Genomic DNA, 15,961 nt, shown 5'->3' with positions numbered 1-15,961 from the left:
GTCAGACGGTGCCGTACAGCCGATCGCCGGCGTCGCCGAGCCCGGGAACGATGTAGCCCTTGGAGTTCAGGCGCTCGTCGAGGGCACCCAGCACGAGGGTGACGTCCTTGCCGTCGACCTGCTTCTCGATCGCGGCCACACCCTCGGGCGCGCCGAGCAGGCAGATCGCGGTGACATCCTGCGCGCCGCGGGCGAAGAGGAACTCGATCGCGGCCCCGAGCGATCCGCCGGTGGCGAGCATCGGGTCGAGCACGAAGCACTGCCGATCGCTGAGGTCATCGGGCAGGCGCTCGGCGTACGTCGTCGGCTCGAGGGTCTCCTCGTTGCGGACCATGCCGAGAAAACCCACCTCGGCGGTGGGCAGCAGGGTGACGAGCCCCTCGAGCATGCCCAGGCCGGCGCGCAGGATGGGCACGACGATCGGGCGGGGATCGGCGATCTTCACCCCCATCGTCGTGGTGACGGGCGTGGTGATCTCGATGGGCTCGACCCGCACCTGGCGGGTGGCCTCGTAGGCGAGCAGGGTGACCAGCTCGGAGGTCAGCTGACGGAACACGGGCGACGGGGTCGTCGCGTCGCGGAGCACCGTGAGCTTGTGGGTGATCAGGGGGTGGTCGGCGACGTGCACACGCATACGGACAGGCTACCTGTCGGAGCGGTCGCCGCCGGGGGCGTCCTCCTCGGGCGGATGGATCTGCCACGCCGCGCCGAGGACGACATTGTCGGTCAGCAGCAGCATCGCCTCGCGCGCATCGACGTGGGGTGTGCTGAAGCTGACGAGGCTGATGCCGCGCGCATCGGGGTTCTCGAGCCAGTAGTCCGCAACCAGCAGTGCTGTGCCCTCGGCCTCGAGCTCGGCCGCGCCGGAGGAGGTGTGGACGTGTCGCACGAAGGGCCCCGTGGCGGTCCGGGCGCGCGAGAGGTCATCGGCCTCAGCGAGCGCGGGTCGCAGACGCTCCACGACGGCGTCGAGGTGGGTGCCCGCGGGCGCCTCGCCGAGCTGCTGCGCGTAGGTCGTGACGCTCAGCGCCGCGGCGGCGGACTCGGTGCGTCGCACGAGGAACGCCATCTCGCGGCCACCGCCCGCCGCCGCCGCGCGGGCGGTCGAGGTGAGCCACGCGGTGAGCTGCCCGCGCAGCACCGGCGCCGTGGCCAGCCCCTGCAGCTGGCGTCCGACGAGGGCCGCGACATCGTCGGTGGTGCGGGCGGAGTCGGTCAGATCGATGCGCGCCCAGTCGTCGGGCAGGGCCAGCTCCAGGCCCGCGATCCGCTCACCGGGGCGCAGACCGTGGGCGGGGCCGTCGTCGCTCTCGGTGATCCAGCGCACGGGATCGTCCGAGGGGTCCGGGGCGAGGGCTGCCAGCACATCGTCGATCTCAGCGGTGACGGGGTGGGGCCCCGCGGGGTCGAAGTCGATCCGGAGCAGGAGGTGACGGTACGACTCGATCGTGCCCGCGAGCGACGCGCCCGTGCGGATGGCGAATTCGCGCTGCGGATCGTCCTGCACGAAGTCCGCGAACGCCTGCGTCGACGAGAATACGCACAGCACCCATCGCCGCTCGCCCTCGGCGTCGTCGGCCGAGACCACGCGCGTCTGGGTGCGCCCGTCGGATCCGCGCAGCAGCGGGACGATGACGTAGTCCTGCCGCAGCGCACGACCGATCGCCGCGACGTCGACCGCCGCGAGGGCGGCCGCGAGCCGGGCGGACCCGACATCCGTCGAGGGGGCGACGGCCAGGGGCGGATCGTCGGGGGAGAAGCTCATCGGTCCATCCTGCCAGCGGGCGGACGCGCAGCGGGGGTCAGCACGCGGCGCGCAGCCGCTCCGCCGCTGTCTCCGACCCCGTCACGAACATCTCCGCCACCTGCCGGAAGCGGCGCCCGTTCGCGGGGATGCCGGGCGGGTCATCACGCTGACGCTCGGACACCTCGTACAGCAGTCCCTCGGTCACAACCGCGCCGTCGTCGTGGGAGAGTGTGCGGCCCGCGATCCACGCGAAGCGGGGGATGCCGGCATCCGATGTCGTGACGAAACCGCGGAAGGGCGCGTCTTCCGGCAGCGGACGATCGGCCGACAGCGGCCCGCTCCAGCGTTCTCCGCCGCACACGATGATCACACGGTGGTCGAAGGCGCGCTCGCCCACGCGCGTCACGGCAGCCTCATCGGCACGTCGACGTCAGTCACCCGTCCGACCGTCGGGTCGACCGGGCTGCCACCGCGGAACACCCACTCGGCCCCGCCGCCCGGCATGCCGTCCAGGGGCAGAGCGTGCCGGACGTGCTGCACCTGCGTCGCGTCGGTGATGTGCCCGATCGAGAGCGTGTCCGCGTAGTTGACATCCGGCAGCCCGAGGCTCTCACTGTGGTGGGCGAGGGTGCGCGGGTCGGTAGGCGACCACGAGCCTCCGCCCGCACCCGACCCGCTGCTCGCGCCGGGGCGCGTGCCCCACAGCCGGAAGGCGTCGTCGCCGTTCTGCGGGGCCGCGACGGGGGTGCGCCAGAGGCTCTCGGACTCCGCCATCGCGCTCGGGCGCACTCGCAGCGCTTCGCGCACGGTGAGCGCCTCGCCGGCCCAACCCGACTGCACGCGGGCGAGGTTGTTGATGCGCGCCGCCGCCGCCGCCGATCCGACCAGGCGCGCGGCGGCGCCGAGGCCGACGACCGAGAGCGCCGCACCGACGATGCTGATGACCGCCTCGGTCCAGCTGCGCTCACCCGTGGCCGCCAGGGCGATGTTGCCGACCGCGTTGACGATCGCGGCGATGCCGGCGATGAGCAGCAGGGCTGCGGCGAGCACCTGTCCGATCACGGGGATCCACGACACCACCAGCGCCAGCACTCCCGCGATCGTCGCCACCCAGCCGGCGACATCCGTGATGACGGCGACGACATCGGCGCCCCAGTCCTGCCACCACGAGTCGCCCAGACCGTCGTCGGCGGTCGTGTTCTCGATGCGGGTGCGTGCGGTCTCGGCGGCGCGGTCTCGCGCGCCCACGGCATCGTGGACGCGACCCTGCGCGCCGGCCACGCGGGAGCCCGCGAGCCGGTTCTCCCCGAGGGCGTCGTCGGCGAGATTCTCATAGCGCAGCACCGTGGCGGGGTCGGTCGCGTCCGAGGCGAGGCGCAGGTAGCGCCGTTGGGCGCCCGCCGCGCTCTCCTGCTCGGTGCGCGCTTCGCGGGCGGCGTAGAGCGCCGACAGCGACTCCGACTGCGCGCTCTCGAGAGTGCTCGCGTAGTCGATCAGCGCGTTGCCGGTCTCGCGATATCGGGTCTGCGCTCGCGAGATGTCGTCGGCGACGGTGCGTGCGGTCTCGCCCAGCGTCTCGAGGGCCTCCGACACCGTGCCCTCGAGGCTCAGGGAACGCAGGCGCATCGCCGTCCGCGAGATCGCGGCGGCGACATCCACATAGTCCTGTCCGCCGGCGCGGACGATCGACGGGTCGCCGGGAACGGGATCGGTGGCGAGGTCGAGCGCCGACCAGTCCGCGGGCCTCATACGGCCCTCGGGATGCCGCGGGTGCCGGTCGCCCCCGCGGGCTGCTCGGCGAACGCATCGGCGAGGTCGGAGTCGGTCTGCGCGAAAGCGTCGGCGATCGCGTCGGTGGCCTCGCCCAGCCCCTCGATGGTGCCGAGCATCTCCTCGCGGGTGTCGTCCCACGAATGGGCGAACGAGCGCACCGCGTCGGCGAGGCCGGGGTGTCCCGTGGCGTCGGCGATGCGCTCGCTGCCGACGTTCGCGTCGCGGAATTCCGACGCTATCGTCCTCAGGTCGCTCGCGATGTCACGCACGGCGTCGAGATCGAAACGCAGATCAGCCATGGCACCCCTCCTCCGCAGTCGAGTCTATTGACGGGCGGACCGAGCGCCGATGGGGAGAACTCCCCATCGGCGTAGGCTCGTGCGGGTCACCAGGAGGTCAGCCATGCTCCCACCCGCGCCCACGGACCTCGCAGCGATGCGCCGCGCATTGTCGCTCGCGCAGGGCGCGGCCGAGGGGGGCGACATCCCCGTGGGTGCGGTCGTGCTGGACGCGGCGGGGACGGTGATCGCCGAGGGTGCGAACCTGCGGGAGGTCACCGGCGACCCGACCGCCCATGCCGAAGTCGTCGCGCTGCGCCGTGCCGCGGCATCCCTCGGCTCCTGGAATCTCGCGGGCTGCACGCTCGTGGTGACGCTCGAGCCCTGCGTGATGTGCGCGGGCGCCGCGCTGCAGGCGCACGTCTCGCGAGTCGTGTTCGGGGCGTGGGATGAGAAGGCCGGGGCGGCGGGCTCCGTCTATGACGTCGTGCGGGATCGGCGGCTGCCCTCGCGCGCCGAGGTGGTGGGCGGGGTGTGCGAGGCCGAATCCGCCGCGCTGCTCGGGGCGTTCTTCTCGTCGCGCCGCTAGCTCACGGGGGGGATCAGTCGGCCGAGCGAAGGATGATCGCCTCGGTCGGCGGCGCGGGGTCCGCCGGCCGGTCGACGTAGCCGATGACCTGGAGCAGGGCCCGCCGCACCTCGGCGGGCCGCTCGAGGTGCGCGCTGTGGCCCACACCCTCGAGAGCGAGCTCGGCGACCTCTCCGCCGGCTGCCGTGTAGGCGGTCAGCACGTCGCGGGTCTGCGAGACCATCGGTTGGGCCGGCGCGACGTCTTCGCCCGGCCAGCCGGGAATGATGCCGAGAGCTCCGAGGTGGTTCAGATCGAAGAACGACGCGTCCGACACGATCGCGTCGAGTGTGCCGTGCACCCAGAGGATGGGCGGCTTCGGGTCGAGGTCGACGATGCCCGACACGTCGAAGTTGCCGGGCGCCATCGTGTTGAGCACGCCGCTGGGTCCGGGCGCGAATCCCGGCCAGTCCTCACTCGCCACCGAGTCGCCCGGATAGTTGCCCGACGCCGTCGAGGTGGTGAGCATGGATTCGACCCAGACGTCCTCGTGCTCGCTCGCGTACCCCTCGGCGACGTACGAGCCGCGGAAGACGCTGCGGGGCGAGGTCGGCGCGTCCGCCGTGCGATCGTGCGAGGCCAGGCGTGCGACGAAGTCGGGGTTCGCTCCGCCCGCCCCGGTGCCGGCGTCGTCGTCGGTGAGGCGCGAGCCGTCGCGACGTGTGCCGCCGAAGCCGTAGGGCGAGACGGGGGACTGCAGGGTCAGGCTGAGCGCACCGTGGTCGATGGCGTACTGCATCACGACGCCGCCACCCATGGACCAGCCCATCAGGTGCGCCGACTCGATGCCGAGCGCCTCGAGGGTGGCGTGCACGTCGTCGCTGAAGTCCCGGACGCCGCGAGTGGCGTCGACGGGGGCGTTCTCGGTGCCGCCGAATCCGCGCAGGTCGATGGCGATCACCCGCAGGTCGTGCGGCAGGTCCTGCATCAGCTCCTGCCAGAAGAGACTCGACGAGACATTGCCGTGCACGAGCACGAGCGTCTTGTCGGGGGTCGTCGCGGGATCGTCCCCCTCGCGCTCGAGGATGTTCACGGCGAGACCCGGGGTCTCGATCATGCGGGCGGTGATGCCGTCGAAGAGCGTCATGGTGCGGTCCTCCCTCGGGGCGGCGGAGCCCCAGAGGCGATCCTAGACGTCCCGCGCGCCCGCGTCCGGGGGCATGATGCGGCGCAGGCCGGAATCATAGGATGCTGTCATGTCGACGCCCCCGAACGTCCCGCTGCCGCCCGTCGCGATCCTGGGGGCGGGGTCCATGGGCGGAGCGATTCTCGAGGGCCTCGTCGCCTCGGGGATCGCGCCGCACGTCGTCGTGACCAATCGCTCGCGCGCCAAGGCCGCGACCCTCGAGGGTCGGTCCGGAGTGGAGAGCATCGCGCTCGAGGTCGAGCAGGGGGGCAATCTCCGCGCCGCGGCGGGCGCCGACGTCGTGCTCATCGGGGTCAAGCCCGCGATGGTGTCGGATCTGCTGCGCGAGATCGCACCCGTCCTGCGGCCCGGGACCGTCGTCGTGAGCCTGGCCGCGGGAGTGTCCCTGGGGACGATCGAGCGGGCCCTCGACGACCGCGCGTCCGCGATGCGGGCGATGCCCAACACGCCCGCGGTCGTGGGCAAGGCGGTGACGGGACTGAGCGCGGCGGCGACGGTCACCCCGGAGCAGCGCGCCCTCGTCCGGCGGCTGTTCGAGACGTGCGGGGTCGTGATCGAGGTACCCGAGACCCAGATCGACGCGCTGTCGACGATCTCGGGCTCGGGTCCCGCGTACGTGTACCTGCTCATCGAGCAGCTCACCCTCGCCGCGATCGGCAAGGGCTTCGCCGTGGCCGACGCGCGCCTGATGGCCGAGCAGACCTTCATCGGCGCGGGCGCGCTGCTGGCCGCGTCGGGTCTGGATCCGGCGGAGCTTCGCCGCCGCGTCACGAGCCCGAAGGGCACCACCGAGCGCGCCGTCGCCGTGCTCGAAGAGGCCCGCCTGGACGAGATCTTCATCCGGGCAACCGACGCTGCGCTCGCCCGGGCGCGGGAGCTGGCCGCGGGGGCCTGAGCCGCGCCTGCGGGGGTCACGCCGCGGCAGGGTTGCGTTCCGCCGCAGGAGGCGTATCGTTCCCCTCCGTGCCCACACGCGTCGCGGCCTCGGGAACGCGGCTGCGCCGCACCCGCCGCCTGCATCCCGCCCAGGTCGTCGTCCTCGGATTCGCGGGTGCCATCGCCGTCGGCACGCTGGCGCTCATGCTGCCGATCTCGTCGCGTTCGGGCCGCTGGACCGATGTCTTCGACGCGCTGTTCACCGCGACCTCCGCCGTCTGCGTCACGGGGCTGACCGCGGTCGACACGCCCACGCATTGGAGCGATGTCGGTCTCGTCGTCATCATGGTGCTGATCCAGCTCGGGGGCCTGGGCATCATGATCTCGGCCTCGCTCATCGGCATCGCGATCGCCCGCAAGCTCCGGGTGCGCTCCCGGCTGAACGCCGCCGCCGAGGCCAAGGCCGGCGGTATCGGCGAGGTGCGGGGCCTTGCGCGCCGCATCCTGGTGATCTCGCTCCTCATCGAGGGCGTGACCTTCGCGTTCCTCTTCCCGCGCTTCGTCCTCGGCTACGACTACGCGATCGGCGAGGCGGCGTGGCACGCGCTGTTCCACGCGGTGTCGTCGTTCAACAACGCCGGCTTCGCGCTGTACAGCGACAACCTGATGGGCTTCGCCGCCGACCCCTGGATCTGCCTGCCGATCTGCGGCGCGATCATCCTCGGCGGACTCGGGTTCCCGGTTCTCATGCAGCTGCGCCGTGAGTTCCGTCGCCCGCTGCGCTGGAGTATGAACACCCGCATCGTGCTGTGGGCCACGCCCGTTCTGCTTCTGGTCGGGATGCTGTACATCACCGTCCTCGAGTGGACCAACCCCGACACCCTCGGTGCCTACGACCCGCTCACGCGGCTGCTCATCGGCTTCTTCCACTCGGTGCAGACGCGCACGGCGGGGTTCAATTCCGTGGACATCGGTCTGATGCGCGACGAGACGTGGGTGGGGATGGACGTGCTGATGCTGATCGGCGGCGGCCCCGCCGGCACGGCGGGGGGCATCAAGGTGACGACCTTCGCGGTGCTGTTCTTCATCCTTGTCACCGAGCTGCGCGGCGAAGGCGCGGTGACGATCTTCGGCAAGCGGCTCTCGCGCGCGGTGCACCGCGAGGCGATCGCCGTGGTGCTCATCGCGCTCGCGGCCGTCATGGCGGGCACGATCGCGCTCATGGTGATCACGGGGCATCCCTTCGACCGGGTGCTCTTCGAAGCGGTGTCGGCGTTCGGCACGGTGGGCCTGTCCACCGGCATCACCTACGACCTGCCGGCGGCGGCGGAGGTCGTGCTCGTGCTGCTGATGTTCCTCGGTCGCATCGGACCGCTGACCCTCGGCACCGCCCTCGCCCTGCGCACGCGCCGCGTGCTCTACGAATACCCCAAGGAAAGGCCCGCCATTGGCTAGGTTCCCCCTCTTCGGCGACTCCTCCCGCCGCATCGCGGAGGCGGACTCCGTCGCCGTCATCGGCCTCGGCCGCTTCGGCAGCTCGCTCGCGCTCGAACTCATGGCCTCCGGCACGGAGGTGCTCGGCATCGACGTCGACGAGGAGCTCGTGCAATCCCTCAACGGCCAGCTCACCCAGGTCGTGCGCGCCGATTCGACCCGCGAGGAGGTGCTGCGCCAGCTCGCGGTGGACGAGTTCGACCGGGTCGTGGTGGCCATCGGCGACGACGTGCAGGCGTCCATCCTCACCGCCTCGATCCTCTTGCAGCTGAAGGTCCCCGTCATCTGGGCGAAGGCGGTCAGCGAGCAGCACGGCCGCATCCTCGAGCAGCTCGGTGTGCACCACGTGATCTTTCCCGAGAAGGACATGGGGCGCCGGGTCGCCCACCTCGTGCGGGGCGCCGCCATGGACTACCTCGAGATCGAACGGGGCTACTCCCTCGCCAAGATCGCCGCCCCCGAACGCTTCCAGGGCACCCCGCTCGGTGAGACGACGCTCCGGCGCACGCACGGCGTGACCGTGACCGCGTTCAAGACCCTCGAGGGGGCGTGGCAGAACGCCGACAACCAGACGGTGCTCTCGCCCGGCGACCGCATCCTGATCGTGGGCCCCACCGATCGCGTCGAGGCGTTCGCTCAGCTGCCCTGAGCGCGGGTGCGGTCACCGGTCGAGCCCGGCGAACCGCTCGATGTCGCTGTTGGTACCCGAGACGATGATGAGGTCGTGGTTGGTGACGACCGTGTTGGCCTCCGCGTAGCGGAACGGCTTGCCGGGGCTCTTCACACCCACCACGGTGACGTTGTACTTGGTGCGCACGCCGGACTCGTTCAGGCCCACCCCGCGGATGAACCGCGGGGGATACATCTTGGCGAGGACGAAGTCGTCGTCGAAACGGATGAAATCCAGCATCCGCCCACTGACGAGGTGCGCGACGCGCTCTCCGGCCTCGCGCTCGGGGTAGATGACGTGGTTGGCCCCGACGCGCGCGAGGATCTTGCCGTGCGACTGCGATACGGCCTTCGCCCAGATCTGAGGGACCTTTAGGTCGACGAGGTTTGCCGTGATGAGCACGGATGCCTCGATGCTCGATCCGACGGCGACGACGGCGACCTGGAAGTCGGCGGCGCCGATCTGTTTGAGGGCGTCGATGTTGCGGGCGTCGGCTTGCACGGTGTGGGTGACCCGCTCCGACCACTTCTGCACGAGGTCGAGGCTCTCGTCGATCGCGAGCACCTCACGATCGAGGCGGTCCAGCTCGCCGGCGCACGCGGCGCCGAAGCGGCCGAGTCCGATGACCAGGACGGGCGCGTCGCCGCGGATCTGCTCAACCAACGATGGGCCTTTCCACGGGAAGCGAATACAGCTGCGATCGGGATGTCGCGGCCACGGCCGCGGCGAGTGTCACTGTACCAATGCGGCCCATGAAGATCGTCAGCGCCATGACGTAGGCCGCGGGATCGGGCAGCTCGGCCGTGAGACCCGTCGACAGACCGACGGTCGCGAAGGCCGAGATGACGTCGAACAGCACCTCTTCGACGGGCGCTTTTGTCATCTGGGTGATCGTGATCGTCGAGAGGGCGACGATCGTCGCGCCCCACGCGACGACGGACAGGGCGACCCGCTGCACGTCGCTCGGGATGCGGCGACCGAACGCCTCGACGGAGGTGCGGCCCTTGGCCTCGGACCAGACGGCGAGCGCGAGCACGGCGAGCGTCGTGACCTTGATGCCGCCCGCGGTGGACGCCGAGCCGCCGCCGACGAACATGAGCATCGAGCCGACGACGAGGGAGGACCCGTAGAGCTCGCCGACGTCGACCACCGAGAATCCGCCCGAGCGCGTCATCGCCGAGAGGAAGAAGGCCTGGAAGGTGGTGTCCCACGCGTCCATCGACCCGAAAGTGCCGGGGTTGTCGTACTCCAGCCCGAGGAAGGCGATGGCGCCGGCGAGGAAGAGCAGCATCGTCGTGATCAGGGTCAGCTTCGTGTGCAGCGACCACTTGCCGACGTGCCAGAGGTGCTTGGAGAGGGTGTAGATGACGGGGAACCCGATGCTGCCGAGGAAGACGCCCATCATGAGCACCGTGAGCAGGAAGTAGTCGTCGGCGAAGGGTTCCAGGCCGCCGGGGTTGGGCGTGAAACCGGTGTTCGTGAACGCCATCGCGGCGTAGAACGGCGCCTCCCACAGCGCCTCGAGCGCGCCGACGCCGGCCATCAGGAGAGCGGGGTAGAGGAGGGCGGCGATGACGCCCTCGATGACGAGGGTAGACAGGGCCACGGTGACCAGCAGCTGTCCGACCTCACCGAGGCGCACGGTCTGCCCCTCGTTGACGGGACCGCCGTGGGCGCGCAGGGGATTGGAGTCGCCCGCCGCGATGAGCTTGGCTCGCAGGCCCAGGCGCTTCGAGATGATCAGCCCCAGGATCGATGCGAGCGTGAGCACCCCCATACCGCCGATGTTCACGCCGATGAAGATGATGACCTTGCCCAGCGGTGACCAGTAGGTGGCGATGTCGACGACCGTCAGACCGGTCACGCAGATGGTCGAGACCGCCGTGAAGAGCGCGTCGGCGAGCGGTGCGCGGGTACCCGAGGCGGATGCTGCGGGCAGCGAGAGCAGCGCCGTGAAGATGAGGATGAGGGCCGCGAAGACGATGATCGCGAAGCGGGCAGGGGAGGAAGTGGTGGAGTCGCGGAGGAAATGACCCAGTTCGCGGAGCCTGCTCCTCCACTCACCGGCGCGCGCCGTCGAACGGCTCGTCGCCATGCACCTGCCCCTCTCGCACCGAAGACTCGCTCATGGTACTCCGGCCCCCGCGCGGCTAACCTAACGTCATGGCCGACATCTTCGACGTCATCGCGGACGGCACCCGGCGCGAGATCCTGCACATCCTGCGCGCGCACGGGGGCTCCGGGGGTGCCGGTACGAGCGTCTCGCAGATCGTGCACGAGCTCGGCGTGAGTCAGCCGACGGTTTCGAAGCACCTCAAGGTGCTGCGCGATGCCGACCTCGTGACGGTGCGCGAAGAGGGTCAGCACCGCTACTACAGCCTGCACGCCGCCCCCCTCGAGCAGGTGGACGACTGGCTGGTGCCCTTCCTGATCGACGACGCCGATGCCGAAGAGCTGCTCGAGGCGGCGGGGGCGGCGAGCCTGCCCGAACCGGCCGCGCACGCCGCCGAGTTCGTGGGCCGCGCGGCCGCCTCGGCCAAACACGCCGTCACGAGCGCGTTGCGCAAGTTCGGTAACTGACGCTCTCTTCCCACTGGTCACAGCAGTCCCACGGGTTTACACGCGACTCGGCCGGGCCCTAGAGTGTCGCTGAGCGCCGCGAAAACGGCGTCTGGGGAACACATCCGATGGGGAACGAGGGAAGATGGCAGAACTGCCGGACATGCGGTTTCTGACGGTCGCCGAGGTGGCCGAGATCATGCGCGTGTCGAAGATGACGGTCTACCGGCTGGTGCACGCGGGTGACCTGCCCGCGGTTCGGTTCGGGCGGTCGTACCGTGTGCCGGAGCAGGCCGTGACCGAGGCGCTGCAGCGGCCGATCGCCGACGCCGGCTGACGCGCGCTCTCGGAGCTCTGCCCTCCTGTTAGACTGCTCCGAGGCATTTTTCCGCTTTGCCCGTTCCCGGGCGCTCCGCGCAGCACCGCGCACCGCGCCCAGACCCCGACTTAGTGAGGTTTTCCGTGGGTTCAGTCATCAAGAAGCGCCGCAAGCGCATGGCGAAGAAGAAGCACCGCAAGCTGCTTCGCAAGACTCGCCACCAGCGCCGCAACAAGAAGTAGCGGCCAGGCCCCGCGGGGCCGTACACACCGAGCGCCTGTCCGAAGGACGGGCGCTTCGTGTTGTCACGGTATTTGCGTGGATACCCCCGGGGGTATAGCATCGAGGTCATGACGACAGACAAGACCGCCGCGGACGAACTGCACGTCGACATGCCGAACGTGCTCCCGCGGCTCAAGCGCGCGCACGGCCAGCTGGCCGGCGTGATGGCGATGATCGAGTCGGGGCGCGACTGCAAAGACGTGCTCACCCAGCTCGCCGCAGTGTCCAAGGCCATCGACGCCGCCGGCTTCGCCGTGATCTCGAGCGGGCTCGAGCAGTGCATCGCCCGCGGCGAGGCCGGACTCGATGACCGTGCCCGACTGGAGAAGCTGTTCCATGCCTTCGCCTGAGCTCACGCATACCCCCCGCCGTATCGTCGTCGTGGGCGGCGTCGCTGCGGGCATGAGCTTCGCGGCCCGTGCGCGCCGGCTCGACGAGCACGCGCACATCCTCGTGCTCGAGCGCGGCGATCACGTCTCCTTCGCCAACTGCGGCCTGCCCTACTTCGTCGGCGGCGAGATTGACGAGCAGTCCCAGCTGCTCGTGCAGACACCCGAGAGCCTGCGTGCGGCGCTGGATCTCGACGTGCGCGTGCGCCACGACGTCACCTCCATCGATCCGGTGCGCAAGGTCGTGGTGGCCGCGACCGCGGGCGGCGAGACCGAGTTCGCCTATGACGAACTGATGCTGGCGCCCGGTGCTTTCGCCCTGCGCCCGCCCATCCCGGGACTCGACGACTCCCGCGTGCGGACGTTGCGCACGGTCGGCGATGCCGCCTGGATGAAGGATGCGGCGGGCTCCGCCCGTCGTGCGGTGGTGCTCGGTGCGGGCTTCATCGGCGTCGAGGCGGCCGAAGCGCTGCGCCAGCGCGGGCTCGAGGTCGACATCGTCGAGTTCGCACCTCACGTGCTGCCGCCGCTGGAGACCGAGATGGCGAGCCTCGTGACCGCCGAACTCGAGCGCCACGGCCTCCGTGTGCACGCCGGAATCGCGGCCTCCGCCGTCGAGGATGCCGGTGACCACGCGATCGTCCGGCTCTCGGACGGGCGCGGTCTGCCCGCCGACCTGGTCGTCCTCTCCGTCGGGGTGCGCCCCGACACGGCGTTCGCCGGCGACGCGGGCATCGCGATCGAGCGCGGCGCGATCATCGTCGACGCTCACGGGCGTACGAGCATCCCCCACGTCTGGGCCGCCGGCGACGCCGTCGCCAAGACGGACCCCGTCACGGGCGCCGTTCGACCCGTCGCCCTCGCGGGCCCTGCCAACCGCGAAGGACGCCTGATCGCCGACGCGATGCTCGGTGAGCGCTCGGCGCGCGTGATGCCGCCGCCGCTCGGGACCGCCATCGTGCGGGTCTTCGGTCTGACGGCCGCCCTGACCGGGGCGAATCGGCGAACGCTCGAGGAGGCGGGTGTCGCCCACGAGACGATGCATCTGCACCCGGGCTCGCACGCCGGCTACTTCCCGGGTGCCGAGGCGATCCACCTCGTCGTGCACTTCGCCCCCGCATCCTCCGACGAACCCGGTCGTATCTACGGTGCGCAGGCCGTGGGCGCCGACGGCGTCGACAAGCGCATCGACGTGATCGCCACGGCGATGCGCGCCGGGCTCGGTGTCGATGACCTGATCGATCTCGATCTGGCGTACGCGCCGCCCTACGGGTCGGCGAAGGACCCCGTCAACATGGCGGGGCTGCTCGGTCAGAACGTGCTCGAGGGCATCACGCGCCTGTGGCAGCCGCAGGATCTCGACGATGTGCTCTCGAACGCGCTCGTGCTCGATGTGCGGCGCGCGGACGAGTGGCGGACCGGGTTCCTGCCGGGAGCCCTGCGCATCCCGCACACCGAGCTGCGGGAGCGCCTCGACGAGGTGCGTCGCGCAGCCGCCGGCCGGCCCGTGCGCATCCACTGCGCATCCGGGGTGCGCTCCTACCTCGCGCATCGTCAGCTCGCCGCGGCGGGTATCGATTCGGCCACACTCTCGGGGGGCATGCAGACGCTCCTCGCCTACCACGGAAAGGACATCCTGACCCATGAAGTCGATCACCGTACAGCAGCTGCGTGAGCGCGAGGGCGTGCCCCTCGTCGATGTGCGTGAGGAGGACGAGTTCGCCGCCGGCCGCGTGCCGGGCGCCGTGAACCTGCCCATGTCGCGCATCGGCGACCTGCTCGATCAGCTGCCCGACGAGCCCTTCGACGTCATCTGCCAGGCCGGCGGGCGCTCCGCCCGGGTCGTCCAGGCGCTCGAGGCCCGCGGATACGATGTGACCAACGTCGAGGGCGGCACGGGCGAGTGGATGGCGGCGGGTCACCCCGTCGAGCGCTGACCGCCGGCATCCTCCCCGTCGTCGTTCCCCCCGGCGACGACGGGGATCGCCTGCGTGAAGCTCTGCGCGCGCTGCTGCGCCTCCGCGCTGCCGGTGAACAGGCCGTCGGTGTCACCGCGGGGCTCCTCGAGCGCGGGCTCCGACGACTCGGCGGTCATCATGACGCGCTGGACAGGCAGCGCCGCGGGCATCGTGCGCTGCACCCATGACACCATCGCCTCGCGGACGTAGCAGCGCAGGTCGAACAGGGTCGGCGCGTCGCTCGCGGTGACGAGGATGCGCACGCGCACGAGGCCGCCGGTCGCCTCGGTCACCTGCAGCACCGAAGCCCGGCCGTCCCAGAGGGCGGTGTCGGCGAGCACCTCGACCAGCTGCTCGCGCATGCGCGAGGGGGAGACCCGCCAGTCGAGATCCAGCTCCACCGCGCCGAGCAGCTCGCTGCCCTGTCGTGTCCAGTTCTGGAATGGCTTGGTGGTGAAGTAGGTGCAGGGCAGCACGAGCCGGCGGTCATCCCACAGATCGAGCACGACGTAGCTCAGTGTGATCTCCCCGACCCGACCCCACTCGCCCTCGACGACCACCACGTCATCCACGCGCAGCGCGTCGCTGAAGACGAGCTGGACTCCGGCGAACATGTTCGCCAGCACCGACTGGGCGGCGAGGCCCGCAACGATGGACGCGATACCGGCCGAGGCGAGCAGGCTCGCGCCGACGGTGCGCACGGCGGGGAAGGTCAGCAGCGCCGCACCGATGGCGATGACGACGATGACGGCGATCGCCAGGCGTCGCAGGATCAGCGTCTGGGTGCGGATGCGGCGGGCGACGCGGTTGTCGGGGACATCGATGCGGTACCGGCCGATCGCGAGGTCCGTCGCGAAGCGGACGAGGGCGATCGCGAGCCAGGCGCCGGCGGCGATGACCGCCATCGTGAAGATCTGATCGATCGTGTCGATCCAGTCCCGGTCGGGGAAGGCGAGCGCGAACGCGATCCACAGCGACACCAGGAGCACCAGCGCACGGAACGGCCGCCGGGCGTAGGTGATCAGCCGACCCGGCCACTCCCGCTTGCGGGCGACGAGCCGCACCGTGAGCGATACGAGCGCGGTGACGACGATCGCTGTGACGACGCAGACGGCGGCCGTGATGGCGAAGCCGAGCCAGGGATTGAGCATGTGTCTCCTTTTGGTGAGGGTGAGCGGGCCTGCCACGATACGACGCCCGTCTGGGCATCGCCGCCGCGTGCGGATATGCCGCGCGTAGAATGAAGGGGTGACGGTCCTCACCCTGATCGGAAAGCCCGACTGCCATCTCTGCGATGTGGCAGAGGGCGTCATCGAGCGAGTGCTCGCCGATCTTCCGGACGGCGTCGCCGACCGTGTCGAGGTGGTGGAGCGATCCATCCTCGAGGACACGTCGCTGTACGAGCGCTGGTGGGAGAAGATTCCCGTCGTGCTCGTCGACGGAGAGCTGCACGCCCATTGGCGCGTGGCATCCGACCGGCTGCGCGACGCCCTGATCGCGGCCGATGATCGAACCAAGGAGAGAGCCGGATGACCCTGCGCCACGTCGTGAGCTGGAAGCTCGCCGCCGAAGACGACGAGACCCGCAGCGCGCAGGCGACCGAGGTCAAGCGCCGGCTCGAGTCTCTCGTCGGCGTGGTGCCCTCGATCCGGGCGCTCTCGGTGGGGGTCAACACGGCGTTCCCCGAGGAGAACTGGGATGTCGCGCTCGTCGCGGACTTCGCGGACGTCGACGGGCTCAAGGCGTACGGCTCGCATCCCGCGCACCTCGAGGCCGCCGAGTACATCGGCTCGGTGCGCTCCGGCCGCGTCGCCGTGGACTTCGAGATCTGAGCGGCGGCT

Annotated in this window: 21 protein-coding genes; 12 read left to right on the top strand and 9 right to left on the bottom strand. The window is 70.7% G+C overall.

What is annotated here, in order from left to right:
* Position 1: 1 nt before the first annotated feature.
* Genes upp through AB2L57_RS14980 form a run of 5 tightly spaced genes read right to left on the bottom strand, consistent with a single transcriptional unit; the run spans position 2 to position 3,819 of the window.
* Positions 2–634: a uracil phosphoribosyltransferase gene (upp, locus tag AB2L57_RS15000; RefSeq protein WP_292809586.1), complete on the bottom strand. Its 633-nt coding sequence runs from the start codon at positions 632–634 to the stop codon at positions 2–4.
* A gap of 9 nt (positions 635–643) precedes the next feature.
* Positions 644–1,765, bottom strand: coding sequence for a hypothetical protein (locus AB2L57_RS14995; protein ID WP_409047472.1), 1,122 nt, complete (start codon positions 1,763–1,765; stop codon positions 644–646).
* Between the two features lie 37 nt (positions 1,766–1,802).
* A complete protein-coding gene (locus AB2L57_RS14990) occupies positions 1,803–2,153 on the bottom strand; it encodes a hypothetical protein (protein ID WP_292809589.1) in 351 nt (116 codons plus the stop codon).
* Positions 2,150–3,496 (bottom strand): putative T7SS-secreted protein, encoded by a 1,347-nt coding sequence (locus tag AB2L57_RS14985; RefSeq protein WP_409047471.1) that lies wholly within the window; start codon positions 3,494–3,496, stop codon positions 2,150–2,152. The genes AB2L57_RS14990 and AB2L57_RS14985 overlap by 4 nt, the downstream gene beginning before the upstream one ends.
* Positions 3,493–3,819 carry a hypothetical protein gene (locus tag AB2L57_RS14980; RefSeq protein WP_292809593.1) on the bottom strand — a complete coding sequence of 109 codons (327 nt, stop codon included), beginning with the start codon at positions 3,817–3,819 and terminating at the stop codon, positions 3,493–3,495. The genes AB2L57_RS14985 and AB2L57_RS14980 overlap by 4 nt, the downstream gene beginning before the upstream one ends.
* Positions 3,820–3,922: 103 nt before the next feature.
* Between AB2L57_RS14980 and AB2L57_RS14975 the strand changes: the two genes are divergently transcribed.
* On the top strand, positions 3,923–4,387 hold the full coding sequence (locus AB2L57_RS14975; protein ID WP_292809595.1) for a nucleoside deaminase: 465 nt from the start codon (positions 3,923–3,925) through the stop codon (positions 4,385–4,387).
* A gap of 13 nt (positions 4,388–4,400) precedes the next feature.
* On the opposite strand, the gene AB2L57_RS14970 is transcribed toward AB2L57_RS14975, so the two are convergent.
* Complete coding sequence (locus AB2L57_RS14970; protein ID WP_292809597.1) at positions 4,401–5,513, bottom strand: alpha/beta fold hydrolase; 1,113 nt, start codon at positions 5,511–5,513, stop codon at positions 4,401–4,403.
* Positions 5,514–5,622: 109 nt separating this feature from the next.
* Here AB2L57_RS14970 and proC point away from each other — a divergent pair, with 109 nt between their 5' ends.
* From proC to AB2L57_RS14955, 3 genes are all read left to right on the top strand, one after another.
* Complete coding sequence (gene proC / locus AB2L57_RS14965) at positions 5,623–6,468, top strand: pyrroline-5-carboxylate reductase (RefSeq protein WP_409047470.1); 846 nt, start codon at positions 5,623–5,625, stop codon at positions 6,466–6,468.
* Positions 6,469–6,536: 68 nt separating this feature from the next.
* The gene (locus AB2L57_RS14960) at positions 6,537–7,904 is read left to right on the top strand and encodes a TrkH family potassium uptake protein (RefSeq protein WP_409047469.1); all 1,368 of its coding nucleotides are present in this window, start codon (positions 6,537–6,539) and stop codon (positions 7,902–7,904) included.
* On the top strand, positions 7,897–8,592 hold the full coding sequence (locus tag AB2L57_RS14955) for a potassium channel family protein (RefSeq protein WP_409047468.1): 696 nt from the start codon (positions 7,897–7,899) through the stop codon (positions 8,590–8,592). Before AB2L57_RS14960 ends, AB2L57_RS14955 begins: the two co-directional genes overlap by 8 nt.
* Before the next feature lie 12 nt (positions 8,593–8,604).
* Here AB2L57_RS14955 and AB2L57_RS14950 read toward each other — a convergent pair whose 3' ends face one another.
* Entirely contained in the window at positions 8,605–9,276 is a 672-nt protein-coding gene (locus tag AB2L57_RS14950) for a TrkA family potassium uptake protein (RefSeq protein WP_292810866.1), read from the bottom strand.
* Positions 9,269–10,708: a TrkH family potassium uptake protein gene (locus AB2L57_RS14945; protein WP_292810868.1), complete on the bottom strand. Its 1,440-nt coding sequence runs from the start codon at positions 10,706–10,708 to the stop codon at positions 9,269–9,271. Before AB2L57_RS14945 ends, AB2L57_RS14950 begins: the two co-directional genes overlap by 8 nt.
* 68 nt (positions 10,709–10,776) lie before the next feature.
* Between AB2L57_RS14945 and AB2L57_RS14940 the strand changes: the two genes are divergently transcribed.
* From AB2L57_RS14940 to AB2L57_RS14915, 6 genes are all read left to right on the top strand, one after another.
* A complete protein-coding gene (locus tag AB2L57_RS14940; protein WP_292810870.1) occupies positions 10,777–11,193 on the top strand; it encodes a helix-turn-helix transcriptional regulator in 417 nt (138 codons plus the stop codon).
* Positions 11,194–11,317: 124 nt separating this feature from the next.
* Positions 11,318–11,509: a helix-turn-helix domain-containing protein gene (locus AB2L57_RS14935; RefSeq protein WP_292810872.1), complete on the top strand. Its 192-nt coding sequence runs from the start codon at positions 11,318–11,320 to the stop codon at positions 11,507–11,509.
* A gap of 125 nt (positions 11,510–11,634) precedes the next feature.
* The gene (locus AB2L57_RS14930) at positions 11,635–11,733 is read left to right on the top strand and encodes a 30S ribosomal protein bS22 (RefSeq protein WP_003792170.1); all 99 of its coding nucleotides are present in this window, start codon (positions 11,635–11,637) and stop codon (positions 11,731–11,733) included.
* Between the two features lie 108 nt (positions 11,734–11,841).
* Positions 11,842–12,123 carry a metal-sensitive transcriptional regulator gene (locus tag AB2L57_RS14925; protein ID WP_409047467.1) on the top strand — a complete coding sequence of 94 codons (282 nt, stop codon included), beginning with the start codon at positions 11,842–11,844 and terminating at the stop codon, positions 12,121–12,123.
* On the top strand, positions 12,110–13,837 hold the full coding sequence (locus tag AB2L57_RS14920) for an FAD-dependent oxidoreductase (RefSeq protein ID WP_409047466.1): 1,728 nt from the start codon (positions 12,110–12,112) through the stop codon (positions 13,835–13,837). Before AB2L57_RS14925 ends, AB2L57_RS14920 begins: the two co-directional genes overlap by 14 nt.
* Positions 13,806–14,099: a rhodanese-like domain-containing protein gene (locus AB2L57_RS14915; RefSeq protein ID WP_292810880.1), complete on the top strand. Its 294-nt coding sequence runs from the start codon at positions 13,806–13,808 to the stop codon at positions 14,097–14,099. The genes AB2L57_RS14920 and AB2L57_RS14915 overlap by 32 nt, the downstream gene beginning before the upstream one ends.
* On the opposite strand, the gene AB2L57_RS14910 is transcribed toward AB2L57_RS14915, so the two are convergent.
* Positions 14,081–15,271 carry a mechanosensitive ion channel family protein gene (locus AB2L57_RS14910; RefSeq protein WP_292810882.1) on the bottom strand — a complete coding sequence of 397 codons (1,191 nt, stop codon included), beginning with the start codon at positions 15,269–15,271 and terminating at the stop codon, positions 14,081–14,083. The two genes, AB2L57_RS14915 and AB2L57_RS14910, sit on opposite strands and share 19 nt — an antisense overlap.
* 97 nt (positions 15,272–15,368) lie before the next feature.
* On the opposite strand from AB2L57_RS14910, the gene AB2L57_RS14905 reads away from it, so the two are divergent.
* The gene (locus tag AB2L57_RS14905) at positions 15,369–15,653 is read left to right on the top strand and encodes a glutaredoxin family protein (protein WP_292810884.1); all 285 of its coding nucleotides are present in this window, start codon (positions 15,369–15,371) and stop codon (positions 15,651–15,653) included.
* A complete protein-coding gene (locus AB2L57_RS14900) occupies positions 15,650–15,952 on the top strand; it encodes a Dabb family protein (protein WP_292810885.1) in 303 nt (100 codons plus the stop codon). The genes AB2L57_RS14905 and AB2L57_RS14900 overlap by 4 nt, the downstream gene beginning before the upstream one ends.
* The last annotated feature ends 9 nt before the right edge of the window (positions 15,953–15,961 follow it).

The organism is Microbacterium sp. HA-8 (assembly GCF_046111165.1).
Lineage (GTDB): Bacteria > Actinomycetota > Actinomycetes > Actinomycetales > Microbacteriaceae > Microbacterium.
Note: the sequence above shows the minus strand (reverse complement) of the source record. Positions and strands in the feature narration are given on the sequence as shown.

Coding starts and splice junctions, on each gene's coding strand:
- upp (WP_292809586.1), bottom strand. CDS start 634: ATGCGTGTGCACGTCGCCGACCACCCCCTGATCACCCACAAGCTCACG.
- AB2L57_RS14995 (WP_409047472.1), bottom strand. CDS start 1,765: ATGAGCTTCTCCCCCGACGATCCGCCCCTGGCCGTCGCCCCCTCGACG.
- AB2L57_RS14985 (WP_409047471.1), bottom strand. CDS start 3,496: ATGAGGCCCGCGGACTGGTCGGCGCTCGACCTCGCCACCGATCCCGTT.
- AB2L57_RS14980 (WP_292809593.1), bottom strand. CDS start 3,819: ATGGCTGATCTGCGTTTCGATCTCGACGCCGTGCGTGACATCGCGAGC.
- AB2L57_RS14975 (WP_292809595.1), top strand. CDS start 3,923: ATGCTCCCACCCGCGCCCACGGACCTCGCAGCGATGCGCCGCGCATTG.
- AB2L57_RS14970 (WP_292809597.1), bottom strand. CDS start 5,513: ATGACGCTCTTCGACGGCATCACCGCCCGCATGATCGAGACCCCGGGT.
- proC (WP_409047470.1), top strand. CDS start 5,623: ATGTCGACGCCCCCGAACGTCCCGCTGCCGCCCGTCGCGATCCTGGGG.
- AB2L57_RS14945 (WP_292810868.1), bottom strand. CDS start 10,708: ATGGCGACGAGCCGTTCGACGGCGCGCGCCGGTGAGTGGAGGAGCAGG.
- AB2L57_RS14940 (WP_292810870.1), top strand. CDS start 10,777: ATGGCCGACATCTTCGACGTCATCGCGGACGGCACCCGGCGCGAGATC.
- AB2L57_RS14935 (WP_292810872.1), top strand. CDS start 11,318: ATGGCAGAACTGCCGGACATGCGGTTTCTGACGGTCGCCGAGGTGGCC.
- AB2L57_RS14925 (WP_409047467.1), top strand. CDS start 11,842: ATGACGACAGACAAGACCGCCGCGGACGAACTGCACGTCGACATGCCG.
- AB2L57_RS14920 (WP_409047466.1), top strand. CDS start 12,110: ATGCCTTCGCCTGAGCTCACGCATACCCCCCGCCGTATCGTCGTCGTG.
- AB2L57_RS14915 (WP_292810880.1), top strand. CDS start 13,806: ATGAAGTCGATCACCGTACAGCAGCTGCGTGAGCGCGAGGGCGTGCCC.
- AB2L57_RS14910 (WP_292810882.1), bottom strand. CDS start 15,271: ATGCTCAATCCCTGGCTCGGCTTCGCCATCACGGCCGCCGTCTGCGTC.
- AB2L57_RS14900 (WP_292810885.1), top strand. CDS start 15,650: ATGACCCTGCGCCACGTCGTGAGCTGGAAGCTCGCCGCCGAAGACGAC.